Here is a 25,611-nt window from a genome sequence, read left to right on the forward strand (position 1 = left end):
CTGGATATGCATCTGTTCCGAGCAGCATAGCCTAAATAAAAAAAATGTGCAACAAATGGCACACATTTCAAAATTGTGCCGTTTGCTACACATCGTTTTTTGAACAAAAAACACCCTAGTGACTAGGAGGGCAAGTCAGCTAGGGCATAATGAGGATCTTTCGATCCTCGCAACTCTTATCTTTGATTATAGTATACCGCTGAGGTCACATTGCTGCAAGCAAAAAAAATGAAGTCAACCTTCCTGACATATAACGGGCCAGCGGGTATCGGACACGGGCTCAAACCTTGCGTTTGGACTTTACAAGATTGCACTCTACGGCTCGATTGTGCTATAAATTCTAAATCTAATCAGAGGAGAGCACTTCATGGATCTGAAACTTGATGAACAGAAACTGATTACCGAATTTCGCCACCTGCACAAGGAAAGACAACAGGAACTCCTGGATTATGTCGCCTTTCTGCTGAAAAAGCAGGACAACATGAACGATGAAGAACGGGCAGACGCTGATAACCAGTGTCCATTACATAAACACCCAGAGGAACGGCCCGAGGCAAAAAAAGAACCCATCTTCACAGAATGAGCCCGGAAGAAGCTTTTAGCGTTCCACATATTTCGTATCGCTGCACGCAAGGATATAATCCAATGTCGTTGTACCGCCAACTGTCCCTTTTTATCATCACCCTTTTTCTTGTTGTCTCCCCCCTCCTCTCTTTTGCCGCATCAATCCCGCGCCTGAGCGCCCCCCCTATTGGCGAACGCTGGTACAGCGTCAACATGGGCGATGAACGGGTCGGATTTTCCCATCTGAAAATCACTGAAACAGCCGATGGCTACGAGATTTTCAGCGAAGGGAGCGTAAAAATGCTGGTAATGGGCTTTTCACGCGAGGCTGTGGCGCGGGAAACCTATCTGGTAAACAAGGATCTGTCGTTAAAATCTTTCAGCGTGGAACAGACCATTGACGGCAGCCCGATGAAACTGAAGGGTGAAGTTACCGGCAAAGGGGTAAAGGTTGTCATAGAATCGGCCGGGAATAAAAAGGAGAAGACCCTCAAGGCAAAGGGGAAACTCCTGCCGCCGCCCGCCGTGAACCTGTATCCGTTCATGCAGGGCGCTATGCCCGGCAAACCATGCCGTGTCCAGATGCTGGATGTGGAAGGGGTAAAGGTCAAAGAGGTAAAGATCCAGGTGATCGGGGAGGAGATTCTCCCTGGCGGCGTGAAAGCCATTCATTTCCAGAATGATTTATATACCTTTGTCGATAACGATGTCTGGCTGGACGCGGCAGGGAACACCATCAAAGAATCGGTGCGTGACGGCCTGGTTGTAACCCAGGCTGAAGATGCGCAGAGTGCCGGGAGATTCATTGCCGAGGCAGTCCTGGCCAAGAAGGACCTGATTTTAGACTTCAGCCTGATAAAGGTTGATACACCGATTAAAAATCCAGGGGAGCTGAAAAAACTCGAGATCTCTTTCTCAGGTATCCCCACCGCTATCCCGCTTCTGCAAGGAGCGGGACAAAAGGGGGACAGACTGGCAGACGGCAGCGTCAGGTTCACCCTGGAAATCGCCCCATATAAGGCAAAGACATCGCCTGCCGCCTATGACAAAACGGCATTCGCCCCCTACCTGGAGTCAAGTGAGCGGATTCTCGCGGATAATCCTGAAATAATCAGCAAGGCAACGGAGATTGTCGGAGCAGAAAAAGACCAGTTGAAGATCGTGGAAAAACTCACCAACTGGGTCGCCACAACGGTGAAGGGAGCAGTAACCGACAGCCAGTCACCACTGGAAACCCTGAAGAAGGGGAGCGGCAACTGCCAGTCACACGCACGGCTCTATACCTCACTGGCAAGGGCCGCCGGCATTCCGACCAGATTCGTCTCGGGGCTTGTCTATGCGCCTGGGCAGGGATTTCTCTACCACAGCTGGGCAGAAAGCTACCTGGGCGAATGGGTGGCCGTGGACCCCACCTTCGGCCAGTTGCCGGTTGATGCAGGCCACATAAAGCTGGTTGAAGGTGACTCCCCCGAAGATATGTCCCTGCTGGCCGGTGTCGTCGGCAAGCTCAAGGCCAGAGTGATCGAACAGAAATACTGACGGTTCATTGCTGCTTTTCCCGCAGCGCCTCCACAATCTCACGCCGTGCCTCGCCGATGGTCAGCGGCACCCTTCCGAACGGCAGACGGTCCTCGTGCTTGAGCCGGTAGATCAGCTCGGCAATATGCGGCAGCCTGAGCTTGACGTTCGCCATCTCCTCCGGCGCGGTGAAGACCTCCTCCGGCGCCCCGCCCCGCACGACCCTACCCTTGCTCAAGATATGGAGCCGATGGAGAAAGATCGGCACCAGGTCCACACTGTGGGTCGCCATGACGATGGTGACCCCGTTTTCCCGGTTGAGCCTGGTCAGGAGTTCCATCATCCGATATTCCCCCATGGGATCAAGACCGGCGGTCGGCTCGTCCAGGAGAAGTATCTCATGCCCCATGGCCAGGAGACCGGCGATACAGACCCGCTTCTTCTGCCCGTAGCTCATGGCATGGATATTCTTCCCCCCATACTCGGCCATCTCCACCCCCGCAAGGGCCTCCTCCACCCGCCGCTTCACCTCCGACTCTTCAAATCCCATGTTGCGCGGGCCGAAGGCCACATCCTCGAAAACGTTATGGGCGAAAAGCTGGTCGTCCGGGTTCTGGAACACCAACCCCACCTTGCGGTAGATGTCGCGGGGATGTAGGCGCCGCACGTCCTGGCCGTCCAGCAACACCTGGCCTGTGTAATCCTTGATCAACCCGTCCATGATCTTTAATAGTGTAGTCTTCCCCGAGCCGTTTGAGCCAAGAATGCCGGTGAATTCCCCCTTCTGCACATCGAGACGGATATCGGCAAGGGCAACGGTGCCGTCAGGATATTTGAATGCTTCTAAATTGACTGAAATCCTAATAGTATTCAAAACAAAACCTTTTATGGGACACAGATTTTCAAGATGAACGCAGATTTAAAGACTCAAGCCAAATCCTATGATTTCGCTTTAATCCGCGTCAATCTGCGTCCCGCCATGTTTTGATCATTAAATCGTCCGCCAAACGATACCCATACCAACAACAAACAACAAGGAAAGAATAATCTCTGCGGCTCTGAACGGCTTCTGCTTCAGCATCGGCATGGTGCCGTCATAACCACGTTGGACCATGGCGGTGGTGACGGTCTGGCTGTTGTCGAACGCCTTGATGACCAGCGTCCCCGCCAAGGTGCCGAAGGAACGCAGCCCCCGCCGGTAGCCGACATAGCCGAGCCGGTTCTTCTGGGCGCTGTAGACCACTTGGGCGTCATCGAAGAGGACGAACAGGTAGCGCCAGGCAAACAGGGCGATCTCGATGAACCCTCGCGGCACCCTTAGCCACGCCAGGGCTGCCATCAGGTCGGTAAAAGAAGTGGAAAAGCCCAACAGCGCCACCACAGAGACCGCGCCGGCGATCCTTGAGGCGATCCGGCACCCCTCCGCGAGGCCGTCCCGGTAGCCGATGATCTCGTATCCAAGGAGATCGACGGCGAAGAGCGGCGCCTTCCCGCTGAAGAAGGTCTTGAGGATCACCACCATCACCGCGATGAAGAGCGGCTCTGCAAAACGTACCGTCAAGAGCTTCAGCCGCACCCCCATCCCCAGGCAGAGCGCCACGCACATCCCCGCCACGAGGAGCGGGAAGGCGACCCCCTTGCAGCTCAACACCATTACCAGGAGCGCCAGGGCGCAAAGGAGCTTCACACGGGCGTCGAGGCGGGTGAGCGGATTGTCAGCGGCATGTGAGTGTCGAGTGAAATGGTGCATGATTCCCTTTGGAAGCACAGAGCTGCAGGGGCCGGAGCCCCTGCAGCACAACAAAATCAAGCGCTGCCCTTCTGTTTCTCGGGAGCTTTTTCAGCCACAAGCATCCGCCAGTAGTACCCGGCCGCGAATCCACCGACTGCGCCTGCAAGGAGAAACACGAACAGAAGGAGGTCCCCCTGGTCGGTGTTGATAAAAGGCTCCCGCGCCTCGCGACCGTGTTCCCTGGCCATCTTCTCGACGACCGACTCGTCCACGCCGGTCCACTTTTCAGCGCTGGAAGCGGAGGACGAAGGGGTGAAAGCGCAGGGCAACAGAAAGAAAATCAACGCAAGCATGTAGGAGCGGCACTCTCGCCATACTCCTGCCGATCCCCGAACCCTGATTCCTTTTTCCTGACTCATGCCGCCACCTCCTCTGCCTTCACTACTTTCATTTTTACCAGCAGATCCGGCCTCTTCCTGTACAAGAGCACCACCATCCCGCCGGTCATCGCCCCTTCCAGGATGCCCAAGGGCAATTGGGTCGGGATGAAGGCGAGGAGAATCTTCCAGAAGAGGGGAAGAAACGGCTCATCACCACGGATGCCGGAGGCAAGTTCCACAGAGGTGGTCAGGTAGGTGCCCCAGTCGGCTGCAATCCCACCGGCAAAGCCGGCCACCCCCAGACCAACCCTCATCCTGCGCATCCCCCGGAAGACGAGCCAGCCGGCGAAGGAACCGACCACCCCCATGGAGACGATGTCCGCCCCCCAGGTGGAAAGCCCCCCGTGGGCGAGGAAGAGGGCCTGGATGAGGAGCGCCACGGCGGTAATGAGGATACTCACAAGCGGGCCGACCAGGATTGCCGCGAGTCCTGTGCCGCAGGGATGGGAGCAGGTGCCGGCGGTGGGGACCGGGACCGGCATGCAGGAGATGATGAAAACCACCGCCGCCATCAGCCCCACGAGGGGCTTGAAGGAAAGGTCCTCCTGCGCCAGGGCGTTTAGCCGCCGGATACCCAGCGCCACGAACGGTACCGCCAGGGCGAACCAGAGAGCCGCCCAGTTGAAGGGGAGAATCCCCTCGGAGATGTGCATGGCACGGGCGGAGCTTGCGAACAATAGAGTTGCAGCAAGCGTTGTCAAACAGACAGAAGATATTTTATCTACATTCATTGTGTGCTCCTTTGAGGTTATTTCCGAACATCGCTTCCCTCGCATAAGGAAATATCCTCATAGTCGCAGCGGATACGCACTGCTTCCCATAAAACCCCCTTGTTCCCCTCGGTCGGAGTGGTTTTTTCACCTTCCAGCCAGGTCTCCTGGCTTGGGGATCATCCCGCCTGCCGCGCCTTCCCGTCATCAGACAGTGGCATCTCTGCGGCATCGGTCCCCCTTTACAGTTGCGGGGCAGCACCGGTCTTGCACCGGTTTCCCTTGACTGAAAGGTCGTTGTTTCAATTTTAAATTTCCGGTTTCCTCTGTGGAGCTCTGCCTCCTGATGAAAGAACCTTCTTAAACCTTGTCCCCGCGCAGATCCCCGGCAAACAGCTTCCCCGCGCCCCTTGAGGCGCAGAAATCGCCGCACATGGTGCAGGTGTCCTCGTCCTCGGGGGTGCGGCTGGCGCGGACCGATCGTGCATCTTCCGGGTAGAGTGCCAGTTCGAACTGCTTTTCCCAGTTGAGATCCCGGCGCGCCTTGGACATCTCCTTGTCCCGGCTACGCCCCTTCTCCGGATACTTGTTCATGTCGCCGATGTAGGCGGCTATTTTCGCCGTCTTCACCCCCTGGCGCACATCCTCCTCGTTGGGAAGCGCCAGGTGCTCGGCCGGGGTGATGTAGCAGATCAGGTCGGCGCCGAAACGGGACGACTGGGCGGCACCGATGGCCGCGGTGATATGGTCGAAGCCGGGGGCCACGTCGGTGGCAATGGGGCCGAGCATGTAATAGGGGGCGCCGCCGCTCATCCGCTTCTGCAGCTGGATGTTCCCCTCGATCTCGTCCAGGGGCACGTGTCCCGGCCCTTCGACCAGCATCTGGCACCCCATGTCACGGCCGATCTCGGCCAGTTCGCAGTTGATGAGAAGCTCCTGGATCTGGGCCCGGTCGGAGGAGTCGTGGATCGCCCCGGCCCGCAGGCCGTTCCCCAGGGAGAGGACCGTGTCGTACTTCTTGAGAATGCCGACCACCCGGTCGAATCGCTCGTAGAGGGGGTTTTCACGTTTATTGGCGAGCATCCAGGCGACCATGCTCACCCCACCCTTGGAGACCAGTCCGCCGTAGCGGTAGCCCTGTTTCCGCAGCCGTTCGATGGTATAGAGGTTGATGCCGCAATGGACCGCCATGAAAGCCATGCCGTCCTCGCATTGCTTTTCGATCAGGTCGAAGAGCAGCTCCTCGTCCAGCTTGTTCGGATCGCCGTACTTGCGCGCCGCCTCGCAGAAGGCCTGGTAGAGGGGAACGTTCCCCACGGGGAGGTCGACGGCCGTAATCACCTCGCGCCTTACCCGGTCCAGGTCGCCGCCGACGGATAGCTCCATCAGGGTGTCGGCCCCGGATTCCTGGGCGGCCCGCGCTTTGCGCACCTCCGCCGCATAGTCGACGATGTCCGAAGATGTGCCGATGGAAGCGTTGACCTTGGTGGAGAGCCCCTTGCCGATGCCGACCGCCCGCGGCTGGCGGTTATGGTTCCAGGGGATGACAATCTTCCCCTCCGCCACCATCTGGCGTACGTATTCCGGGGTAACCCCTTCTCCATTGGCAACGGTTGTCATCTGGGGGGTGAGGACCCCCTGGCGGGCGAGTTCGATCTGGGTTTTCATAGACACTCCTTTTATTTTTGCCGCAGAGGCGCAAGTTCCGGGGAAAATCAATGATACGTTTTTTGTTTTCTCCATGTCTCCGTGGCAGATTAGTTCTTGTATTTTTTGCAGTTCTCGACAAAGGTCCGGGCAAGGTCGGGGCAGCTGCCGAAGTGGAGGTGGATATAGGAGGCGAGGCAATTCTTAAAGCGAAACCCTTCCAGCCCCAGGTCGTTGCCCCCTTTGCGGACCTGGTAGCCTCGTTCCACGTGTGCCGGCATCCCCTCCATCTCCGAGTAGTGGAATTCGTGACCCCTGGCCACGGTCCCCCGCGGGCCAATGATGGAATCGGCAACGGTTTCGATCTCCCGGTAACCGAGGGCCTTGCGCCGCGGCAGCATACGGGTGGTGACCGGAAAGATACCGACCAGTTCATGCAGGGAAGCGGCTTCGCATTTTGCATCGACTACGCCCCGGGTAAGATAGATAAAGCCGCCGCATTCTGCGTATGCCGGCATCCCGGCTTCAATGGCAGCACGGACCGCATCCCTCATGGCCCCATTGGCGGCCAGGGTGTCGGCAAAAACCTCCGGATAGCCGCCGGGAAGATAGATACCGCACACATCGTCAGGCAGGTGCTCGTCCAAAAGCGGCGAAAATTCCACGATCTCCGCCCCAGCCTCGCGCAAGAGCCGCAGGTTGTCCTCGTAGACAAAGCTGAAAGCGGCATCACGGGCCAGGGCAATCCGGACAACTTCCGGCTGTCCGGGTCCCTTTCTGTTGCCGTTTGCGGCTTCCAGCGACCAGCGCTGGGTGGCTACGGACCAAAGCATTCCCATATCCACCGAGGTGCGAATGGTCTCCACAAGGAGGTCAAGAAACTCCGGCGCCAAAGAATTTTCGTCTGCCGTCAGAAGACCCAGATGGCGGGAAGGTATATGCAACATCTCATCCCGTGGAATGCAGCCAAGGACCTTCACCGCCGGCAGAGAGCCCTCAACCGCCTCCCGCAGAATGCGGCCGTGGTTGTCGCTCGCCACATTGTTGAATATCACCCCGGCAAGGTTCAGCTCGGGATCGAACTCGGCAAAACCCTTTACCATCGCCGCAGCACTCCTGGCCATGCTCTTCGCATCGACGACGAGTATGACCGGTGAGCCGGTAAGCCTGGCGATCTGCGCGGTGCTCCCCTCGTCCCCGGCTCCGCTGATCCCATCGTAGAGACCCATAACCCCCTCGATAACGGCAATATCGGCGTCCTGAACATGACGGGCAAACGTTTCGCGCACGAACCCCGCCCCGCACATCCAGCCGTCCAGGTTGATCGATGGACGACCGGCCACCAGCCGGTGGTAGCCGGGATCGATAAAATCCGGACCGACCTTGAAGGGAGCGACCTTGAGCCCGCGCCTCCGCAAGCACTCCATGATGCCGAGAGTGACGGTGGTTTTTCCCGAGCCGCTGTACGGCGCTGCGATGATGATGGATTTCATAATAAAACCTGTGAATGAGAATATGAGGAAATGGGGGATGTTCCACATTCTCTCATCCGCCCATCTCCCCATATGCGCATTAGCCGTTGAGTAGCTTCACGACTGCCTTGCCGTCCTCGTAGTAGTCGATGACGTTGAAACCGCAGTAGCTCTGCTCGACATTGAACAGGGCCGACAGCGGCGCGCCGATGGCGTTGAGGAGAATGAGCCGGTTGACCCCGCCGTGGGCCACAATGAGCACATTTTCTCCCCGGTGGCGGGCGACGATATCGCTGACGACCGGCATCACCCGGTTGTTCACGTCAAGCAGGTTCTCACCTTCGGGAACCCGGTAGTTCACGATGTCGTTCAGCCGCGCCTGCCACTCTGTCGGGTATTTCTCCATCAGTTCGTTCCAGGTCTTCCCCTCCCAGATGCCGACGTTCAGTTCGCGCAGCTCTCTATGTTTTACCGGTTTCACGCCAAGGTGGCTGCCGAGCAGCTCCGCCCCCATGACGCAGCGTGTCAGATCGCTCGTGTAGCAGGCGCTGATTTCAATCCCGGCAAAGCGCTCTTTGAGCATTTCATACTGGGCCATTCCATGGGGAGTCAGCGCCACATCGGCATGGCCGTTATAGCGGCGTGTGCCGGCCCCCACCACCTCGCCGTGGCGGATCAAGTAAATGCGTGTTTTTGCAGTCATAATTTTCCTCCAGCCAACGCCAGCAGGGCCAGCAGGCATAAAATCTCGTTCAATTCGTTCACACAACCGATGACATCACCGGTAATTCCCCCCAGCCGCTTATGAAACCAGGACTTCGAAATCCAGGTGGCGAGGCAGACAGCCACGGTGCAGTATGCCCCCCATATCCCCAGCAGCAGATAGCCGGCAACAAGGCTCACTACAAAGGCGATGGCGAACTGGGGAAGGCCGGCGCCGCCGATAAAGGCGGAACCGAGACCGTCCTGTCGTGCCTTTTTCGCCCCCACCGTCAGCTGAACCTGGCTGAAACGGGCGATCAGGGGAAAAAACAGAAGCGCCTCGCGCTTATATTCCAGCGGGATGTTCAGCAGGGCCTGGTATTTGAGCAGGATGCCCAGCACCAGCCCGACAACCCCCACAGCGCCGGTACGGGAGTCCTTCATCACCGAGAGAAAGCGTTCCCGCCCCCCCCGCGCGGCCAAACCGTCACAGACGTCGGCCAACCCGTCCAGGTGTAGCGCTCCGGTCACCACCGCCAGCACCGTCACCAGGAGGAGATCGGTCACCGATCGCGGCAGGGCAAGACCGAGCACGTAGTCGATACCGGCCAGGAAAAGTCCGATGGTAAGCCCCACCAGCGGAAACAGGGCCATGGAACGGCCCAGGTCCTCCTCCTCGCAGCGGACGGAAAAAGGGAGCGGAATTATGGTCAGAAATTGCAGGGCGATAAGATATAGTCTCATAATCGGGATCCGGGATCTGGGACCGGGAATCTGGAAGAGCCTTTACTGATCCCGGATCCCTGTTCCCCGATTCCTGCCTTTCAGTACTCCCCTTCGGCTACCCCGGCTTCTTCAAAGGTGGCCATCTCCTTCAGAATCTTGACTCCAGCCTCGATGAGTCCCATGGCCAGGGCTGCGCCGGTCCCTTCACCCAGGCGAAGCTTGAGGTCCAGGATCGGTTCCGCTCCGATACGGTCCAGCATGAAACGATGTCCGATCTCCACCGACTCGTGGGCGGCAAAGATATACTCCTTCACGTGCGGGTTCAGCTCGGAGGCGATGAGTGCACCGGCAGTGGAAATGAAACCGTCAATCACCACCGGCTGCCGGTTGGCTGCGGCCCCGAGCACGAGCCCGGCTATGGCGGCAATCTCCAGCCCCCCTACCTTGGCCAGCACGTCGAGCGGGTCGCGTGGATCCGGCTTGTTCACCGCCAGCCCCTGTTCGATGACCCGGATTTTATGGGACAACGCCGCATCGTTGATGCCGGTGCCGCGGTGGGTGACCTCCTTGACCGTTTTACCGGAAATGGCGGCAATAATGGCGGACGACGGGGTGGTGTTGCCGATCCCCATCTCACCGGTGCCGAGCATGGCCACCCCTTCGGCCTTTGCCCGGTTGGCCAGCCCGATTCCCACTTCTATCGCGGCAATCGCCTCTTCGCGGCTCATGGCCGGCCCCTTGGCAAAGTTGCGCGTCCCCTTCGCCACTTTATCGATGATCAGCCCCGGTGTCGGTTCGAAGTCGAAATCGACCCCCACATCCACAACCCGCACCTCGGCTCCCGTATGTCGAGCCAGGACGTTCACCCCTGCTCCGCCGCGGAGAAAATTGAAGACCATCTGCGGGGTCACCTCCTTGGGGAAGGCCGACACCCCCTCCTCGACCACGCCGTGATCACCGGCAAAGGTGAAGACAATCTTCTTGGCGGTATCCGGCTGCAGATCGCCGGTGATGGCGACAAAGCGGCGGGCGAACTCTTCCAGTCGGCCGAGCGAGCCGAGCGGCTTGGTCTTTTTGTCCAGTTTCGCCTGGGCCTTTGCCAGCATGACGGCATCGACCGGCTGAATTTTTGCGAGTGCTTCCTGGAGCAGATTCATCATTTCCTCCCGGCATAATTTTTAATTGAAAGCAGCCACCAACCGCATGAATACGGATAAGGATTTACAGAACATTCGTGCTATGCGTGGCGATAAAACGCCTTTCACCCTTTCAGTTTCAACGGCAGCCCGGAAATGGTCACATACACCTCGTCCGCCGTCGCCGCCAGCAGTTCGTTGGCCTCGCCCGCCAGGTCCCGGAAGGTTCTGGCCAGGCGATTTTCCGGGACGATACCCATCCCCACCTCGTTGGATACGAAAATAAGGGGGGTCGTCAAGTGAGGAAACATGCCGGTCAATTCCTTGACATGCGCCAGGGCGCGGGGTGCATCGTCGTACGCCAGGAGCAGGTTGGTGAGCCAGAGGGTGACGCAATCCACGAGCATTGCCTGAAAATAGCCGTCATGGCCGCGGACGACCTCCGCCAGCTGCAGCGGCTCTTCAAGGGTCTGCCAGTCCGGGCCGCGCCGCGACCGGTGGCGGGCAATCCGCTCCTCCATCTCCCCGTCACCGGACTGCCCCGTGGCAATGTAGCCGAGCGGCGCGCCGTGCTTCAGGGCAATCTCTTCGGCCAGGCGGCTCTTGCCGCTCCGGGCGCCGCCGGTAATGAAAATTATTTTTGACATGAAAAAACCCCGTCTCCTGGAAGAGGCGGGGTCGAAAACCGGCAATAGATACTATACGGGCCTCGGCGCCTCTCCTGCGGAGGTTCCATTGAGCAATCAGCCTGGCAGGTTTCCTGACTTACGGGTCACTTTACTTGCCGCGCCTTCCCGATTATATTCAGTGGCACATCAGCGGCTTTCATCACCGTTCACAGTTGCGGGACAGTGGAGGAATTACACCTCCTTCCCTTTTAACGCTCTTGTTAGTGAGCGCACCAGATCGAATAACTATTTAATTGTAGGGACGATTTTTATCAGAGAGCTGCTGGAAAGTCAAACACTATCTGGCCGTTCAACTTTCAGCGCCCACGGCTTCCGTTTCGGCGCCGTAGAGCACCCCTTCGATCCGCTGCCAGATCTGATCCTTCCCTTCTTTCGAGAGTGCTGAAAAAAAATTAAGTTCAGCCATCTGGATGCCGATGGTCTGTGCAATTACCGCCGCCTGCTTTGCCCGTTCGTTTTTGGAAACCTTGTCGCACTTGGTGACGACGATTATCGGTTTGACGGAATAGGCACGCAGCCAATGGAGCATCTGCACATCCTCGGCCACGGGTGTTCTGCGGATATCCAGAATAAGTATGACCCCCCGCAGATTTGACCTTTTGGAGAGGTAGGTTTCCATCATCGGCCCCCACTCTTTCTTCACCGCCAGCGGCACCCTGGCGAAACCGTAGCCGGGCAGATCCACCAGGGTAAACTCGCCATTGACATCGAAGAAGTTGATGAGCTGGGTGCGTCCAGGGGTGGAGCTGGTGCGGACCAGGCTTTTTCTGTTAACAAGGACATTGATCAGGGAAGATTTGCCTACGTTGGAGCGGCCGGCAAAGGCTATTTCAGGGAAATCCCCCGCCGGATAATGGGCGGGTCTTGTCGCACTTTTAATAAATTCTACGTTTTTGATGACCAAGGAATTTCACCGGCCCTTTCATTGCTTTGAAAGGCATTATAGACAGCCTCCTTTCCGCTTTCAATCTCTAAATCGACTTTTGAAATCCAGGCGTGGATTTTGCGTATGGACGATAACAGGCTATAGAGCCGCCCATGGCTACGGGAGAGCTCAGCCGATCTTCCGGCAAAACAAAATCATCTGGATGATTAAATATTTGTAGGGGAAGTGCCGAAAAGGAATAATACATAGTGGAACAGGATGTATCTCTACCCGGACCATCGCACGTCACGCAACAAGATAATTGGAGCAAGCCATGAATAAAGAACTCGAAACAGCCATCATGACCGCCGGAGACCTCCCGACCATCCCCATCGTGGCCACAAAGGTAATGCAGCTCATCGAAAGCGAAACCGCCACAGCAGAAGAGCTGGCGCGGATAGTTGCTTCCGATCCCGCCGTAGCAGCCAGGGTCATTAAAATTTCCAACTCATCCTTTTACGGCTGCCAGAGACAGATTCAAACCTTATCAAGCGCCATCGTCATACTTGGCTTCAATACGCTCAAGAGCCTTGTGGTGGCGGCATCGGTAAAGCAGGTCTACAAGCCGTTCGGCCTTACCGAAAAAATGCTTTGGGAACATTCCTTCGCCGCCGGCCTGGCGGCACGCATCATTGCCGGCAACACGAGGGCCGCCAACGAGGAGGAGTCCTTCCTCGCAGGATTGTTCCACGATATCGGCAAGATCATCATGAACTCCCTGGATAAGGATAAGTTTCAGGCGGTCATGCAGCGCTGCTACAATGAAAGGATATCATTCGAAGACGCAGAAACGAGTATCTACCCATTCAGTCATGACGAAGTAGGGGCTTACGTCATAAAAAAATGGAATTTCCCCGACGCGCTGACCAACGCCATCTTACAGCACCATAAGTTTAAATTCAGCAATCACGAGGACATCTACCAGGTCAACCTGACGGCGGTCGTGGGCCTTGCCGACATGTTCTGCCTGAAACTGGGGATAGGAGAGCGCCAGCCTGACGAAACGCTCGATTTAGACTCTTCCGTCTTCGCACAACAGCTCAAACTCGATGGGAACCGCATCAACATGCTTCTGGAACTGTTCAAAGAAGCCTTCGATCGGGACAAAACTTATTTTGTCACCTCGTAATTTCGATTAAATGCCGGCCACAGGGCAATATTTCTACAGAAAACACCACGCGGGACACATTCATGGAATAGAGTTTCCGCTCCTGACTATTCAAGCAAATCATATTCGGCCGCAATCGGCTGCTCAGCCGCTGTCGACGCACTGCGCCGCCGGGCTTCATCAGAGATGGTAATACTGTCATGCTCCTCAGCCCGGCGCACCAGTCGTCCCTTCTTCTGTTCCCGGTCGGAACCACGTTTATCCGGGTCGATACTCAATGTCCCCGGTATTTTATTCACACTGTAGTCCATAGCCATGTCCGTTCGTCATTAATAATTTAGTGCCTGCACTTTTGTATATCGGCAAAAAGTCAAATATCTTCAGATTATTTTAAAAACCCAAACCTTGACATCTGAATCAAAAGGCCCTGCCTCCGGTCGCCGGGACATACTCCTTGTCTACCAGGGTACCCTGATGTATAATCACTTCTGTTTACGCATAATTACGAAAAAAGGTCGTTGATCCATGAAACTCAATACAAAGCTGGTGATGATGATGCTTTCCCTGCTGATCATCGCCACGTTGATTCTTTTCCTCATGAACCAGTACAGCCAGAACGACCTGGTTCAGGAGATGCAGGAAAGCTCCACCGAGGTTTCCAAGGCTATCCAGTTGAGCGTTGAAGATCTGACATCCGAAACCGATGTGGAATCCTTGCGCCTGAAGGATTATCTGCAGCAGGCCAGAAACAAGGGTATCAATGAGGTAAACATCATCAACAACGAAGGGGAGATCATCAACTCGTCGGACCCTGACAAGGTCGGGAAAATGCGTGAGATCAAAAAACTGGAAAAAGGCCTCAAGGCCTCGCGCAAGGGCAAAGGTGCCACAGGCTCACATTCCCTTCGCCCTTACGACCTGGTCGTCCCGGTTATCGTCGGCGACGAGCAGCTCGGCTACGTGCAGATCAACCTTCTGCTGGACAACATACGGGATATCCAGCACGCCAATTTTCTCCGCAGACTGGTTGCCACCTGCATGATTTTCATGTTCGGCATTTTTCTCACCATCTTCCTCGCCAGAAGGTATACCGACCCCATCCACAGGCTGGCGGCGGGGGTAAAAAAAGTCTCGGCCGGCGACCTGTCGGTCACATTCCCGCTGGACAGCAAGGACGAAATCGGCGAACTGGCTGAAAATTTCAATGAACTGGTGGAGAAGCTTCGGGAAAAGGAGCATCTGGAAAAGCGCCTCTATGAGGCGGAGCACCTTTCCAAGGTGGGACAGCTGGCATCGGGAATCGCCCATGAAATCAGGAACCCCCTCAATTATATCAGCCTGGCCATAGATCACCTGAAAAGCGAACTGCTCCCCTCCTGTCCTGAGCGCGGCAAAGAATTGGAATCCATAGCCGACAACATCAAGGAAGAGGTGCGCAAGGCCAATTACATGGTCCTCAACTTCATGAACTACGGCCGGCCGCTCAAGCTGCGTCTCCATGAAGTGCGCTACCCGGAGCTGATCTCCAAGGCCATGCCGCTTTTACAGGACAAGCTGAACGAACAGCACATCGAGGTGGTAGAGGATATCCCCGCCGACCTGCCGCCGATGCAGGTCGATCCCGAACTGATGCGCAACTGCCTGTTCAATTTCATAACCAACGCCGCTCAGGCCATGCCCGACGGGGGAAAGATAACCCTCGGGGCGGCCTTCGTCGCCGGGGACAACCTGTTCCGCCTCACCTTTGCCGATCAGGGGTCGGGAATAGCGCCCAATGACATCGACAAGATCTTCCAGCCCTATTTCACCACGAAAGAGGCCGGCATCGGCCTCGGGCTGGCCATAACCGAACGCATCATCAAGGAGCACGGCGGCGAGATGGTGGTTGAAAGCCAACTCGGCAACGGAACGACATTTACCATCATCCTGCCGATGAAAAAGCAGGGTGAGGTTTAATTTCAGGAGAATTTGTATGCCCGGCAGTATTTTGATAGTAGACGATGAAAAGGGACAGCGGGAGATTCTCAGCGCCATCCTCCAGAAACAGGGATACCGTATCGTCACCGTACCGGGAGGCAGGGAGGCGCTCAAGGAACTCGAAAGCGCCGAATTCGACCTGATCCTCACCGACCTGAAGATGCAGGGGATGTCCGGCATGGAACTCATGGAGAAGATCCTTGGCGAAAACAACCGGCAGTGCGTCGTGATGATGACTGCTCACGGTACCGTCGACTCCGCGGTTGAGGCAATGAAAATGGGGGCCTTCGATTATCTGGAAAAGCCCCTGGAGCGGGAGGATCTCCTGTTGACCGTGCAGCGCGCCTTCGAGCACATCAATCTTCTCCACGAGAACACGCTGCTCCATAAAAAGCTTAAAGAAACCATGGCCCTCCCCAACATGATCGGCGAGCATCCGAAGATGAAAGAGGTCGCCCGGATCATCAGCAAGATTGCGCCGACCAGTTCCACCGTACTCATCTACGGCGAATCGGGAACCGGCAAGGAGCTGATTGCCAAGGCGGTCCACGACGGGAGCCCCCGGAAAGGCAAACCCTTCTTTGCCATTAACTGCGCTGCCATCCCCGACACCCTCATTGAAAGCGAACTGTTCGGCCATGAAAAAGGGTCCTTTACCGGCGCCGCAAGCCGTGAGATCGGCCTGTTTGAGGCTGCCGAAGGTGGTACGGTATTTCTCGACGAGATTGGCGAGATGAATGTGGCCATGCAAGCCAAGCTTTTGCGCGCCATCCAGGAAAAGGAGATCCGCAGGGTCGGCGGCAAGGTCAATGTCCCGATAGACGTGCGCATCATCTCCGCCACCAATCGGGACCTGGAAGCAGAGATAAAAAAGGGGAACTTCCGCGAGGACCTCTTTTACCGGCTCAATGTGATACGGGTTACCCTGCCGCCCCTAAGGGAACGTGGGAACGACATCGCCGCCCTGGCCGATTTTTTCGTGAAAAAATACAGCGCGGCATCAGGCATCTCGTTGAAGGGGATTGCCAAACCCGCCCTCAAGATCCTCATGAACTACAGCTGGCCCGGCAATGTACGACAACTGGAATCGGTTATCGAACGCGGGGTTCTCATGGCGGAGAGCGATTATATCCAGCCGGAAGACCTGCCGGCCGAAGTGCACGAAGAGATGACGCACCTCGGCAAACTGCCCTTTGAATTCCCGCCGCAGGGCATTTCCATCGAAGAGCTGGAGCGGGATCTCATCCTGAAGGCCATGGAAAGGGCCGACTGGATCATCAGCAAGGCCGCCCCCCTGTTGGGGATGAGTTACAAGACGCTGCAATACCGTCTGGAGAAGTTCGGAATCGAAAAACCGTAACGTTGTTGTGATGTTGGACCCGGCATTCAACACCTGGAGGCTTTCATGAATTTCAGCAAGATTCTCCACAGGTTTACTGTTACCCCTTCCCTGCCAAGGGAATTGGCGGGGCTGCAACGCATTGCCTATAACCTCTGGTGGAGCTGGGAACCGGACGCCATCGAGCTTTTCACGAGGCTCGACCCCGAGTTGTGGCGGGAAACCCGCCATAATCCCGTGGAGATGCTCGGCATCCTTCAGCAGACCACCCTTGAAGGGTTGAAGTCCGATGAAGGTTTCATCTCCCACCTGGCCATGGTTGACGACAAGCTCACGGAATATCTCACGGCCAAGACCTGGTTCGATAAGCTGCACAAGGGGGAAAAAAATCTCAAGGTTGCCTATTTCTCCATGGAATTCGGCCTCCACGAGTCGCTCCCCATCTATTCCGGGGGGCTCGGCATCCTCGCCGGCGACCATCTCAAATCGGCCAGCGACCTGGGACTGCCGCTGGTCGGCGTCGGACTCTTGTACCGCCAGGGATATTTTCGTCAATACCTGAACATCGAAGGATGGCAGCAGGAATTCTACCCGGAAAACGACTTCTACAACCTGCCGCTGCATCTGGAACGCAGTGCCGACGGCGCCCCCCTTTCCTTTGAACTGGACCTGGCCGGGAACAGGGTGAAGGCACATATCTGGAGGGCGCAGGTGGGTCGCATCCCCCTCTTCCTCCTGGACACGAACCTGGAAGAGAACTCCCCCGAAGACCGGAACATAACGACCCGCCTCTACGGCGGAGATCAGGACATGCGCATCAGGCAGGAGATACTCCTCGCCATCGGCGGCGTCAGGGCTCTTCACCTCATGGGGATCGATCCAAATGTCTGCCACATGAACGAAGGTCACGCCGCTTTTCTCGCCCTGGAGAGGACCAGTATCCTCATGGAAGATCGTAAGCTGAAATTCAGCGAAGCGCGCGAGGCGGTAAAGGCGGGGACGGTCTTTACCACCCACACCCCGGTCGAAGCCGGCATCGACCATTTCCCGTCCGACCTGATCGAGAAGTACATGGGGCGCTACTACCGCAGCCTGGGGCTTTCCCGCGAAGAATTCCTCGGCCTTGGGCGTCAGAACCCGAAAAACCCCCACGAAACCTTCTGCATGGCGGTCCTCGCCCTGAAGCTCACAGGGCATGCCAACGGCGTCAGCCAGCTCCACGGCGAGGTTTCACGGAAAATGTGGAAAAACATCTGGCCCGATCTCCCCGAGGAACACCTGCCGCTCACCTCCATCACCAACGGCGTCCACAACAAGTCCTGGCTTTCCCGTGAGATGGCAAGGCTCCTCATCCGTTACCTGGGGACCCGCTGGCTGGAAGACCCGACCGATGCCGGTGTCTGGCGGAGGGTTTCGCGGATTCCCGACGGAGAGCTGTGGCGCACCCATAAACACGGCAGGGAGCACCTCGTGGATTACGCGCGGAAGAGGCTCAAGGAGCAGCTCTGCCAGGTAGGAGCCACGGCCAAGGAGATTGCGGTGGCAGACGAAGTCCTCGACCCCGACATCCTGACCATCGGTTTTGCCCGCCGCTTTGCCACATACAAGCGGGGCACCCTGCTATTGCATGACACGGAGCGGCTTGCCCGGATCGTTAATGATTCGCTCAGGCCCGTGCAGATCGTTTTTGCCGGCAAGGCCCACCCTGCCGACCACCAGGGGAAGGAGCTGATCAGGCAGATTGTCCGACTCTCCCATCAGGAACGGTTCCGCCACCGCATCGTTTTCCTGGAAGACTACGACATGTCGGTTGCCCGACACCTGGTGCAGGGAGTCGACGTCTGGCTCAACACCCCCCTGCGCCCCCTGGAAGCCAGCGGGACCAGCGGCATGAAGGTGGCCTTCAACGGCGGCCTCAACATGAGCGTGCTCGACGGCTGGTGGTGTGAAGGATACCGGGGGAACAACGGCTGGGCCATCGGCAGGGGGGAGGTCTATGACGACCTGGACTACCAGAACGAGGTGGAAAGCAGGGCCATCTACGATCTGCTGGAAAAAGAGATCGTGCCGCTTTTTTACGACCGCGGCAGTGACGGAATACCGCGCGGATGGGTCACCTGCGTGAAGGCGTCGCTGCAATCGCTCTGTCCGACATTCAGTACCGACAGAATGGTGCAGCAATACGCGGAGAACTTCTATCTCCCCGCTTATGAACAGTGGCAGAAGCTCAACCGTAAAGAATCGCTGCTGGCAAGGGACCTGGCGCAATGGAAGGAAAAAATCCAGCGGCTCTGGCACCAGGTAAGGATTGACGAGGTGGAGGCAGAACTGACCCAGGAAATAATGGCCGGAACGAAGATCCCCGTCACGGCCAGAATCTTTCTGGGCGAAATCCCGCTGCAGGAAATTGCCGCAGATGTCTATTTCGGGGTGCTCGATTCCCGCGGCGCCATTGTCGGCGGCGAGATCGTCCCCCTCGAACCTGTTTCCGAGATTGACGACGGAAGCCATTCCTTCAGAGGCGAGCTGGATTGCAGGTTTTGCGGCAGGCACGGCTTCATGCTGCGGGTCATGCCCAGGCACCATGAGCTTGGCACCGTTTATGAGCCGAAGCTCGTTCTCTGGGGTTAGGATAGGGACGAAACAGGTAACTTGTTGACGTTCTTCGATCAGACCATGATGGTCAACAAGTCACCAGCATCCTATCAGCCTCGCTAGGGAATCCCCCTGAATACCGTTCATGCCAGATGCCATATCCCCGTGGTTTTGATAGCGTCATACATGGCATCGGGGGCAAGATCAATCTCACCCGGCCACGTCACGGCGCCATATTCCACAAAAACCCTATCAAATACATTGGGATCAGCCAGCGCTGAAAACACGCCAGCGCTTTGGCTATGGATGAGTTCGTTCATCTCTACCCATCCTTGTAGCCCATCCAAAAAGCGGACTTTCAACCGAAATCCCGGGTAAGCGGTAACCTCGGCCACACGCCAGGGAGAGCGGGGATTAACAGGTGGAATCATGCCAAGGGTTGAATCTTTTTGGGGGTCTGATTCTGTTCGCATAGTTGCCAATCCTCCATTAACTCGGCGCGGTGCTCCTGCGCCCATTCCAACACCAATACCAAGGCTCTTTTGGGAATGTTTCCGGAAAATATCTCCAGGGTACGAATATCAATCAAGATTTCGTATTCTCCATACAAAGCGTGAAAATGCGGAGGAGCGTGTTCACGCCAGTGCATTTGAATTAAAATTCCATAAAACATGGAAATAGTCGGCATGGTTATTTCCCTCCAAAAAACAGTTTGTTCAGCGCCTTATCTTCATACGACACGGACGAAAAACAACGATTCCAACTTCTTAATTTTATCCCTACTTTTGTATTTGTTTTTGAGGATAATACGGTTTTTATGAAGTGATTTCAATGGCGAAGTGGGTGGATTCACTTTTCCTGCACCTGGGAGGTAATCATAGTCATCCTGGGTTGTCAATCTTCTATATCTTCCCTTTCAGGCTGTACACATATGCCAGTATCTCAGCCACCGCTGCATAGAGGGCTTCCGGAATCTCCTCACCTTCCTTGACCTGGGCATAGAGCTCGCGGGCGAGAAAGCGGTTTTCCACCAGGGTTATGTTGCTCTCTCTGGCTATCTCCTTGATCCGCTGGGCAAGGAAGTCCGCCCCCTTGGCCAGCACCACCGGTGCGGCCATTTTCTGTCTGTCATACTTAAGCGCCACGGCAAAGTGGGTCGGGTTGGTTACAACCACATCGGCAGTGGGAATAATGAGTCTCATCCTTCGACGGGCCTGCTCAAACTGCTTCTGCTTGATTTTCCCCTTTATATGAGGGTCACCCTCGGAATCCTTGTTTTCATCCTTCACCTCCTGTTTGGTCATCTTCAGGTTTTCAATGAAGCGCCACTTGACAAAAATAAGATCGAGCACGGACAGGATGAACAAGGCGCCACAGGTATGAAGGACGATCTTGAACGAAATATGGCCGATGAACTCGGTTATCCCGCCGATATCCATATCCACCAGATAAATCAGATTATTTACCTCGTCCCGCATGACCCGGTAAGCCATGTAACCGACAATCACTATTTTCAGGAACGACTTGAGCACCTGCACTGCCGCATCCTTGTTGAAAAGCCGCTTGACGCCCTGAACCGGGTTTAACTTTTCAAAATCAAAACCGATCTTCTCGAATGATGTTGAAATCCCTCCCTGGCTGATTTCGGCGACGAGCCCGGCGACGACAACCACCAGGAGAAACGGCGCAAGCACCAGTGTCGTGGTGAAAAGGAGCTTCAGCATGAGGGTATAGACCCCAGCCTGGGTCATGTCCTGGGTAGCGATACCGGCCAACAGCTCCTTAGCGCTGCCTTTCAGGGTTGAAAACATGAAGCCGCCGGTAACATAGAGGGCAATGATACCGGCCATCAAGGTAACCGTCGATGTAAGGTCGCGGCTTCGGGGGATGTTCCCCTTCTCCTTGGCATCGGAGATCCGCTTCCCCGTCGGTTGTTCTGTTTTTGAATGTTTGTCCTGTTCAGACATGGGGTAGGCCTAGGAGAGGAGCTTGAAGAGTGTCTTTATCTGCCCGTCTATGCCGCCGAACGCGTTCTCCAAGGTACGGAGGAAAGTCAAGAGCGACAGTCCGAGGGCCAGAAAACCGATACCGATGTTGAGCGGCATGCTTACCATAAAAATGTTCATCTGCGGGAATGAGCGGGCCATTATGCCGAGGGCTACACTGGTGGCCAGCAACGCCACCATTATCGGCGCTGATAGTTTTATGGCCAGGATAAAGATCGCCCCGGTAGTAGTAATGATGAATTGCATGAGACCGCCGCTCATATGCCAAGCCCCCACGGGAATAACGCGGTAACTCTCCACGATGGCACGGATGAAAATATGGTGAACCCCCAGGGAGAGGAAAAGAAGCATTGCCAGTATACCTTGCAGCAGGGCCACGGTCGGGACATTTGCCTGGGTGTTCGGGTCGAACAAAGAGGCCATGGATATGCCCATCTGCATGCCGACGATCTGACCGCAGAATTCGACGGCGGCGAATATGGCCTGGGATATGATGCCGATGGTGAGGCCGATCAAGGTTTCGCGGACGACAAGGAGACTCAGCGAGATGGAATCCGAAGGGAGGGGGGGTATCTGCGTCCTGATCACCGGATAGAGAAGGAGGGCCATCACCATGATGACAGCGGCCTTGACCCGTACCGGCACGGATTTGGAGCCGAACAGGGGAATTGCTGCGAATAGCCCGGCCATCCGCCCCACGACAAGACTGAATAGCGTAAGATCATTGATAGTGGATAAAGGGATGGCGGGGAACACGGTCAGTGCCTCATATTTGCTATCATGCCGTAAATCTCGCGGGTAAAGTCACCCATGTAGCTCATCATCCATGGGAAGAAGATGACCAGGGCCACCATGACCGCCGCTATCTTGGGGGCAAAGGCGAGGGTCGCCTCATTGATCGAGGTAACCGCCTGGAAGATGCTGATCAGCAACCCGACGACCAGGCTGAAGATCAGGAGTGGAGCAGACAAAAGGAGCGTCGCCTCAAAACTGCGACGTGCCAGCTGGACAACCAGTTCGGGTGTCATAAAAAACCTCCGGAAATCAGGTTCGAGGAACGAGGAACGAGGAACGAGGAACGAGGAACGAGGAACGAGGAACGAGGAACGAGGAACGAGGAACGAGGAACGAGGAACGAGGAACGAGGAACGAGGAACGAGGTTCGAGGTTCGAGGTTATTTTGTCCTTTATCCTCGTTCCTTTATCCTCGTTCCTTTGTTCTCTATCCTCATTCCTTTTTTATCCAAAACTCTTGACCAGTGAGCCGATGACGAGTCCCCAGCCATCCACCAGGACAAACAGGAGAATCTTAAAGGGGAGTGATATCATGACCGGCGGCAGCATCATCATCCCCATGGACATGAGGACCGATGCCACAACCATGTCCAGCACCAGAAAGGGGATGAAAACCAGGAAACCGATCTGGAAGGCGGTCTTCAGCTCACTGACCATGTATGCCGGAATGAGGGTCAGGGTAGGAATGTCATCGGCGTTTTTCGGACGGGGGAGTTTCGAAAGGCTTAAGAACAGGGCAAGGTCTTTTTCCCTTACCTGCGAAAGCATGAATTTCCTGACCGGCGCAACAGCTCTTTTGAAAGCTTCTTCCTGGCTGATGGTCTGCGCCTTATAGGGCTGTAGAGCCTGGGTGTTGATCTGTTGCCATACGGGAGCCATGATGAAAAAGGTCAAAAACAGCGACAGACCGATGATGATCTGATTCGAAGGCGCCTGCTGCGTACCAATGGCATTTCTTAAAAATGACAGGACCACGACGATGCGCGTGAACGACGTGGTCATCATCAAGAGCCCGGGAGCGAGCGACAGAACCGTCATCAGGAAGAATATCTGGAGAACCACCGCCACATCGGCAGGCTTGGACACTTTGCCCATGCCGACGCTGACTGTTGGAAGCGCCAGTGGCTCGGCAAAAGCCGAGGCTGCGGTCAGCATGCACAACAGGATCAAGGCTGTTTTAAAGAGGGTCCCATATTTCACAGCGCTTCACCATGTTTCTTCTGTAACGGCACATAGCGCATCAACCGGGACGGTACCCCTGCCGTCAGAGCCGCAAGCCTGTCACGGAGCTGTGCGGAGACTTGCGATGCACTGGTCCGTTCTTCGACCACCTCGATCTCTTCCAGCATGTCTATCTGCTTGACAAGTTGCAGTCCGTCGCCACTGTTGCTCAACAACAGATATTCTCCTGACACTTCCACGAGCAGGAGCGATTTTTTCGGAGCCAGGAAACGGGTTTCGACCACCCTGATATAGCGGGATACCCCTCTCACTGTCGGCGTAATTTTAAGCCAGCGACAGGATATGTAATATACTACGAAGATAACGCCGATCACGAGCGCCAGCGATGCCAGCATTTGGAAAAAGCCGGCTGCCAGGCTGAAATCGGCGTTTCCCCCCGTATCCGCGGCAATAGCGGATACGGGGGTCAGCAATACCCCGCATATGGATCCACTTCGTCTCATAGCACCTTTTCCACCCGTTCATTGGGGCTGACGATATCGACAAGCCTGATGCCGAATTTATCATTGATCACGACAGCTTCGCCGCGGGCCACCAGTTTGGAATTGACGAATACGTCGAGCGGCTCGCCGGCAAGCTTGGACAGTTCCACCACCGCCCCCTGGTTCAGCTGCAAAATGTCCTTCACCAATAGCTTGGTGCGCCCCAGCTCAACCGTCAGCTGTAACGGAATATCGAGAATGAACTCCAGGTTTTTCACTTCCAGGCTGTTGTTATTGAGTTCGTCGCTGTCTATTTTTTCATTCACCACTCGCTCCCCCCTGCAGAATTCGGCTTATTTTCACCGCCTTGTTGCCGTCCCGCACACCCGGTATCCCTGTGAACTTGTTGACCCCTCCTACTTTTACCAGCAATTCACTCCGGCCACGGTTGTTCAGCATGATGGTGTCTCCTGGAGCAAGGTTCAGAAGTTCATCAAGGGTTATCACCGAATTGCCCATTTCAACCGATATTTCCAGCGGCGCCTCCGCCAGTTCCTCGGACAGCCGGTAGGACCATTGGGGATCGACGGCCATCATGTCGACCTGCATGCCGCTCTTGAGTTTGTCACGCACCGGTTCGATGGTCATGTAGGGAACGGCAAGGATCATCGTTCCGACAGTTTCCTCGATCTGGATCTTCAGCGACATGGTCACCACCTGGTATTCCGAGGGGACGATGTTCACGAGCCGTGGGTTCATCTCCATGCGCAGCAGATTCATTTTGACCGCCAAAAGCGGCGCCCACGCCTTTTCCATGTCCACTAGTGCATCCTTGACGATCTTTTCCATCAGCCGCAATTCGATGGGGGTGAACAACCGGTTGTTGCTCGGTATGCTGGGAGCACCGGTGCCGCCGAGGATGCTGTCAACGATGGTAAAGACAAGGGTGTTGTCCATGGCTACAAGAGCCGCCCCCTTCAAGGGCTCGATCTTGTAGATGGCCATGCATACGGGTGAAGGGAGTATCTGGAGGAAGTCATCAAACTTGTAAGTGCGCGCCCCGTCTTTTTTGATATCCACCATCTTACCGAGGCGGTTCGACATGGTAACCCTGTTGTAGCGGATGAACCCGTCATAAATAATATCCAGATTAGGCACAAAGCCCTTGTGCGCATCTGAATTGAAGAGATCATAGGCGCTCGCCTGCCCGGCAACCTTTGCCAACTCTTTGTCCGGTTCGATGCTCCCGTCAAAAACCGCGCTCAACAGTGCCTCTATCTCGTCTTTGGTGAGGATCTTTTCCATCGTAGCCACCCTTACTGCACCACGAAATCGGTAAAGTAAACCTTCGTTACCCTGCCGACAGAAAGAATTTTGCCGGTTGTGGCCAGGATCTCGTCCCGCAACTGATTCTTGCCCTGAAGGTCCTGGACCTCCCGCATGGTCTTGGTGGTCAGAAGCACCAGAATGGCATCGCGCAACGCCGATTGACGGGCGTCGATTTCCGGTTTGACCTCAGGCCCGGCCATCTCGAATTCTACTTTTATCTTCAAGTAGCGAATTTCCTGGCCATCATAGATATTGACGATAAACGGGTCCAGCGGATAGACAGTGGAACTTGTCCCCTTCTCTCCACCTTCCCCCTTTTTCTCAGACTTTGCTTCAGGGGCTTTTGCTACTTTCTCGGCTTTACCGTCTTTGCTCATCAGTAAGACGGCAACGGCTATCACCACAACGGCCAGGATTACGCCCCCCACGATTATGATAAGTTTGTTCTTGTCATTATGGGTATTCTCGTCCTTGACTTGCTCAGCCATCCCTGTATCTCCTTTTCTCCAGTAATATCAGCCTGTTTTCTTCAGCATC

The 25,611-nt window shown here is 55.8% G+C and carries 27 protein-coding genes, 1 pseudogene and 2 riboswitches; of the genes and pseudogenes, 6 read left to right on the forward strand and 22 right to left on the reverse strand.

Going from position 1 to position 25,611, the window contains the following annotated elements:
* The first annotated feature begins 367 nt into the window (after nt 1–367).
* The gene (locus GURA_RS21240; RefSeq protein WP_011940951.1) at nt 368–583 is read left to right on the forward strand and encodes a hypothetical protein; all 216 of its coding nucleotides are present in this window, start codon (nt 368–370) and stop codon (nt 581–583) included.
* A gap of 62 nt (nt 584–645) precedes the next feature.
* Entirely contained in the window at nt 646–2,103 is a 1,458-nt protein-coding gene (locus tag GURA_RS21245; RefSeq protein ID WP_011940952.1) for a transglutaminase-like domain-containing protein, read from the forward strand.
* A gap of 4 nt (nt 2,104–2,107) precedes the next feature.
* Here GURA_RS21245 and GURA_RS21250 read toward each other — a convergent pair whose 3' ends face one another.
* From GURA_RS21250 to yihA, 11 genes and pseudogenes are all read right to left on the reverse strand, one after another.
* Nucleotides 2,108–2,947, reverse strand: coding sequence for an energy-coupling factor ABC transporter ATP-binding protein (locus tag GURA_RS21250; RefSeq protein WP_041246203.1), 840 nt, complete (start codon nt 2,945–2,947; stop codon nt 2,108–2,110).
* A 126-nt stretch (nt 2,948–3,073) separates the two neighbouring features.
* Entirely contained in the window at nt 3,074–3,832 is a 759-nt protein-coding gene (cbiQ, locus tag GURA_RS21255) for a cobalt ECF transporter T component CbiQ (RefSeq protein WP_011940954.1), read from the reverse strand.
* 56 nt (nt 3,833–3,888) lie between these two features.
* Nucleotides 3,889–4,104, reverse strand: a pseudogene (locus tag GURA_RS25475) (cobalt transporter); the annotation flags it as partial.
* Nucleotides 4,105–4,229: 125 nt separating this feature from the next.
* The gene (locus tag GURA_RS21265; RefSeq protein ID WP_011940956.1) at nt 4,230–4,985 is read right to left on the reverse strand and encodes an energy-coupling factor ABC transporter permease; all 756 of its coding nucleotides are present in this window, start codon (nt 4,983–4,985) and stop codon (nt 4,230–4,232) included.
* A gap of 119 nt (nt 4,986–5,104) precedes the next feature.
* Nucleotides 5,105–5,269: riboswitch (cobalamin riboswitch) on the reverse strand.
* Between the two features lie 55 nt (nt 5,270–5,324).
* On the reverse strand, nt 5,325–6,632 hold the full coding sequence (gene thiC, locus GURA_RS21270; protein WP_011940957.1) for a phosphomethylpyrimidine synthase ThiC: 1,308 nt from the start codon (nt 6,630–6,632) through the stop codon (nt 5,325–5,327).
* Between the two features lie 89 nt (nt 6,633–6,721).
* A complete protein-coding gene (locus GURA_RS21275) occupies nt 6,722–8,104 on the reverse strand; it encodes a cobyrinate a,c-diamide synthase (protein WP_011940958.1) in 1,383 nt (460 codons plus the stop codon).
* 79 nt (nt 8,105–8,183) lie between these two features.
* Nucleotides 8,184–8,786, reverse strand: coding sequence for an alpha-ribazole phosphatase (gene cobC / locus GURA_RS21280; RefSeq protein WP_011940959.1), 603 nt, complete (start codon nt 8,784–8,786; stop codon nt 8,184–8,186).
* Nucleotides 8,783–9,529, reverse strand: coding sequence for an adenosylcobinamide-GDP ribazoletransferase (gene cobS, locus GURA_RS21285; RefSeq protein ID WP_011940960.1), 747 nt, complete (start codon nt 9,527–9,529; stop codon nt 8,783–8,785). The genes cobC and cobS overlap by 4 nt, the downstream gene beginning before the upstream one ends.
* An 80-nt stretch (nt 9,530–9,609) precedes the next feature.
* Nucleotides 9,610–10,668, reverse strand: coding sequence for a nicotinate-nucleotide--dimethylbenzimidazole phosphoribosyltransferase (cobT, locus tag GURA_RS21290; RefSeq protein ID WP_011940961.1), 1,059 nt, complete (start codon nt 10,666–10,668; stop codon nt 9,610–9,612).
* A gap of 104 nt (nt 10,669–10,772) precedes the next feature.
* A complete protein-coding gene (gene cobU / locus GURA_RS21295) occupies nt 10,773–11,294 on the reverse strand; it encodes a bifunctional adenosylcobinamide kinase/adenosylcobinamide-phosphate guanylyltransferase (RefSeq protein WP_011940962.1) in 522 nt (173 codons plus the stop codon).
* Between the two features lie 86 nt (nt 11,295–11,380).
* Nucleotides 11,381–11,568, reverse strand: a riboswitch (cobalamin riboswitch).
* A 57-nt stretch (nt 11,569–11,625) separates the two neighbouring features.
* A complete protein-coding gene (yihA, locus tag GURA_RS21300) occupies nt 11,626–12,240 on the reverse strand; it encodes a ribosome biogenesis GTP-binding protein YihA/YsxC (protein ID WP_011940963.1) in 615 nt (204 codons plus the stop codon).
* Between the two features lie 295 nt (nt 12,241–12,535).
* On the opposite strand from yihA, the gene GURA_RS21305 reads away from it, so the two are divergent.
* Nucleotides 12,536–13,390 (forward strand): HDOD domain-containing protein, encoded by an 855-nt coding sequence (locus GURA_RS21305; protein WP_011940964.1) that lies wholly within the window; start codon nt 12,536–12,538, stop codon nt 13,388–13,390.
* Nucleotides 13,391–13,476: 86 nt separating this feature from the next.
* On the opposite strand, the gene GURA_RS21310 is transcribed toward GURA_RS21305, so the two are convergent.
* On the reverse strand, nt 13,477–13,680 hold the full coding sequence (locus GURA_RS21310; RefSeq protein WP_041245600.1) for a hypothetical protein: 204 nt from the start codon (nt 13,678–13,680) through the stop codon (nt 13,477–13,479).
* A gap of 214 nt (nt 13,681–13,894) precedes the next feature.
* Between GURA_RS21310 and GURA_RS21315 the strand changes: the two genes are divergently transcribed.
* From GURA_RS21315 to GURA_RS21325, 3 genes are read left to right on the forward strand one after another with little or no spacing between them, the layout of a single operon-like run.
* Nucleotides 13,895–15,325, forward strand: a complete 1,431-nt coding sequence (locus tag GURA_RS21315; RefSeq protein WP_011940965.1) for a sensor histidine kinase — start codon at nt 13,895–13,897, stop codon at nt 15,323–15,325.
* Nucleotides 15,326–15,341: 16 nt separating this feature from the next.
* On the forward strand, nt 15,342–16,706 hold the full coding sequence (locus GURA_RS21320) for a sigma-54-dependent transcriptional regulator (protein ID WP_011940966.1): 1,365 nt from the start codon (nt 15,342–15,344) through the stop codon (nt 16,704–16,706).
* Between the two features lie 45 nt (nt 16,707–16,751).
* On the forward strand, nt 16,752–19,316 hold the full coding sequence (locus GURA_RS21325) for a glycosyltransferase family 1 protein (RefSeq protein WP_011940967.1): 2,565 nt from the start codon (nt 16,752–16,754) through the stop codon (nt 19,314–19,316).
* Between the two features lie 107 nt (nt 19,317–19,423).
* Here GURA_RS21325 and GURA_RS21330 read toward each other — a convergent pair whose 3' ends face one another.
* The 10 genes from GURA_RS21330 to GURA_RS21375 form a co-directional block, all read right to left on the reverse strand.
* Complete coding sequence (locus GURA_RS21330) at nt 19,424–19,798, reverse strand: DUF2442 domain-containing protein (RefSeq protein ID WP_327049724.1); 375 nt, start codon at nt 19,796–19,798, stop codon at nt 19,424–19,426.
* Nucleotides 19,708–19,968 (reverse strand): DUF4160 domain-containing protein, encoded by a 261-nt coding sequence (locus tag GURA_RS21335; protein ID WP_011940969.1) that lies wholly within the window; start codon nt 19,966–19,968, stop codon nt 19,708–19,710. The genes GURA_RS21330 and GURA_RS21335 overlap by 91 nt, the downstream gene beginning before the upstream one ends.
* Before the next feature lie 214 nt (nt 19,969–20,182).
* Nucleotides 20,183–21,247, reverse strand: a complete 1,065-nt coding sequence (gene flhB, locus GURA_RS21340) for a flagellar biosynthesis protein FlhB (RefSeq protein ID WP_011940970.1) — start codon at nt 21,245–21,247, stop codon at nt 20,183–20,185.
* Between the two features lie 9 nt (nt 21,248–21,256).
* On the reverse strand, nt 21,257–22,042 hold the full coding sequence (gene fliR / locus GURA_RS21345) for a flagellar biosynthetic protein FliR (protein ID WP_011940971.1): 786 nt from the start codon (nt 22,040–22,042) through the stop codon (nt 21,257–21,259).
* Between the two features lie 2 nt (nt 22,043–22,044).
* Entirely contained in the window at nt 22,045–22,314 is a 270-nt protein-coding gene (gene fliQ, locus GURA_RS21350; protein WP_011940972.1) for a flagellar biosynthesis protein FliQ, read from the reverse strand.
* A gap of 211 nt (nt 22,315–22,525) precedes the next feature.
* Nucleotides 22,526–23,236 (reverse strand): flagellar type III secretion system pore protein FliP, encoded by a 711-nt coding sequence (gene fliP, locus GURA_RS21355; protein ID WP_049819016.1) that lies wholly within the window; start codon nt 23,234–23,236, stop codon nt 22,526–22,528.
* 41 nt (nt 23,237–23,277) lie between these two features.
* Nucleotides 23,278–23,766: a FliO/MopB family protein gene (locus GURA_RS21360; RefSeq protein WP_011940974.1), complete on the reverse strand. Its 489-nt coding sequence runs from the start codon at nt 23,764–23,766 to the stop codon at nt 23,278–23,280.
* Entirely contained in the window at nt 23,763–24,074 is a 312-nt protein-coding gene (gene fliN, locus GURA_RS21365) for a flagellar motor switch protein FliN (RefSeq protein ID WP_011940975.1), read from the reverse strand. The genes GURA_RS21360 and fliN overlap by 4 nt, the downstream gene beginning before the upstream one ends.
* Nucleotides 24,064–25,050: a flagellar motor switch protein FliM gene (gene fliM / locus GURA_RS21370; RefSeq protein ID WP_011940976.1), complete on the reverse strand. Its 987-nt coding sequence runs from the start codon at nt 25,048–25,050 to the stop codon at nt 24,064–24,066. The genes fliN and fliM overlap by 11 nt, the downstream gene beginning before the upstream one ends.
* A gap of 11 nt (nt 25,051–25,061) precedes the next feature.
* Nucleotides 25,062–25,562, reverse strand: a complete 501-nt coding sequence (locus GURA_RS21375) for a flagellar basal body-associated FliL family protein (RefSeq protein WP_011940977.1) — start codon at nt 25,560–25,562, stop codon at nt 25,062–25,064.
* Between the last annotated feature and the right edge of the window lie 49 nt (nt 25,563–25,611).

Source organism: Geotalea uraniireducens Rf4 (assembly GCF_000016745.1).
Classification (GTDB): Bacteria; Desulfobacterota; Desulfuromonadia; order Geobacterales; family Geobacteraceae; genus Geotalea; species Geotalea uraniireducens.

Excerpts from the sequence above, each read along its gene's own strand:
- GURA_RS21240 (WP_011940951.1), top strand. The coding sequence starts at position 368 with ATGGATCTGAAACTTGATGAACAGAAACTGATTACCGAATTTCGCCAC.
- GURA_RS21245 (WP_011940952.1), top strand. The coding sequence starts at position 646 with ATGTCGTTGTACCGCCAACTGTCCCTTTTTATCATCACCCTTTTTCTT.
- cbiQ (WP_011940954.1), bottom strand. The coding sequence starts at position 3,832 with ATGCACCATTTCACTCGACACTCACATGCCGCTGACAATCCGCTCACC.
- GURA_RS21265 (WP_011940956.1), bottom strand. The coding sequence starts at position 4,985 with ATGAATGTAGATAAAATATCTTCTGTCTGTTTGACAACGCTTGCTGCA.
- thiC (WP_011940957.1), bottom strand. The coding sequence starts at position 6,632 with ATGAAAACCCAGATCGAACTCGCCCGCCAGGGGGTCCTCACCCCCCAG.
- GURA_RS21275 (WP_011940958.1), bottom strand. The coding sequence starts at position 8,104 with ATGAAATCCATCATCATCGCAGCGCCGTACAGCGGCTCGGGAAAAACC.
- cobC (WP_011940959.1), bottom strand. The coding sequence starts at position 8,786 with ATGACTGCAAAAACACGCATTTACTTGATCCGCCACGGCGAGGTGGTG.
- cobS (WP_011940960.1), bottom strand. The coding sequence starts at position 9,529 with ATGAGACTATATCTTATCGCCCTGCAATTTCTGACCATAATTCCGCTC.
- cobT (WP_011940961.1), bottom strand. The coding sequence starts at position 10,668 with ATGAATCTGCTCCAGGAAGCACTCGCAAAAATTCAGCCGGTCGATGCC.
- cobU (WP_011940962.1), bottom strand. The coding sequence starts at position 11,294 with ATGTCAAAAATAATTTTCATTACCGGCGGCGCCCGGAGCGGCAAGAGC.
- GURA_RS21305 (WP_011940964.1), top strand. The coding sequence starts at position 12,536 with ATGAATAAAGAACTCGAAACAGCCATCATGACCGCCGGAGACCTCCCG.
- GURA_RS21310 (WP_041245600.1), bottom strand. The coding sequence starts at position 13,680 with ATGGACTACAGTGTGAATAAAATACCGGGGACATTGAGTATCGACCCG.
- GURA_RS21315 (WP_011940965.1), top strand. The coding sequence starts at position 13,895 with ATGAAACTCAATACAAAGCTGGTGATGATGATGCTTTCCCTGCTGATC.
- GURA_RS21320 (WP_011940966.1), top strand. The coding sequence starts at position 15,342 with ATGCCCGGCAGTATTTTGATAGTAGACGATGAAAAGGGACAGCGGGAG.
- GURA_RS21325 (WP_011940967.1), top strand. The coding sequence starts at position 16,752 with ATGAATTTCAGCAAGATTCTCCACAGGTTTACTGTTACCCCTTCCCTG.
- GURA_RS21330 (WP_327049724.1), bottom strand. The coding sequence starts at position 19,798 with ATGGGCGCAGGAGCACCGCGCCGAGTTAATGGAGGATTGGCAACTATG.
- GURA_RS21335 (WP_011940969.1), bottom strand. The coding sequence starts at position 19,968 with ATGCCGACTATTTCCATGTTTTATGGAATTTTAATTCAAATGCACTGG.
- flhB (WP_011940970.1), bottom strand. The coding sequence starts at position 21,247 with ATGTCTGAACAGGACAAACATTCAAAAACAGAACAACCGACGGGGAAG.
- fliQ (WP_011940972.1), bottom strand. The coding sequence starts at position 22,314 with ATGACACCCGAACTGGTTGTCCAGCTGGCACGTCGCAGTTTTGAGGCG.
- fliP (WP_049819016.1), bottom strand. The coding sequence starts at position 23,236 with ATGCTGACCGCAGCCTCGGCTTTTGCCGAGCCACTGGCGCTTCCAACA.
- GURA_RS21360 (WP_011940974.1), bottom strand. The coding sequence starts at position 23,766 with ATGAGACGAAGTGGATCCATATGCGGGGTATTGCTGACCCCCGTATCC.
- fliM (WP_011940976.1), bottom strand. The coding sequence starts at position 25,050 with ATGGAAAAGATCCTCACCAAAGACGAGATAGAGGCACTGTTGAGCGCG.
- GURA_RS21375 (WP_011940977.1), bottom strand. The coding sequence starts at position 25,562 with ATGGCTGAGCAAGTCAAGGACGAGAATACCCATAATGACAAGAACAAA.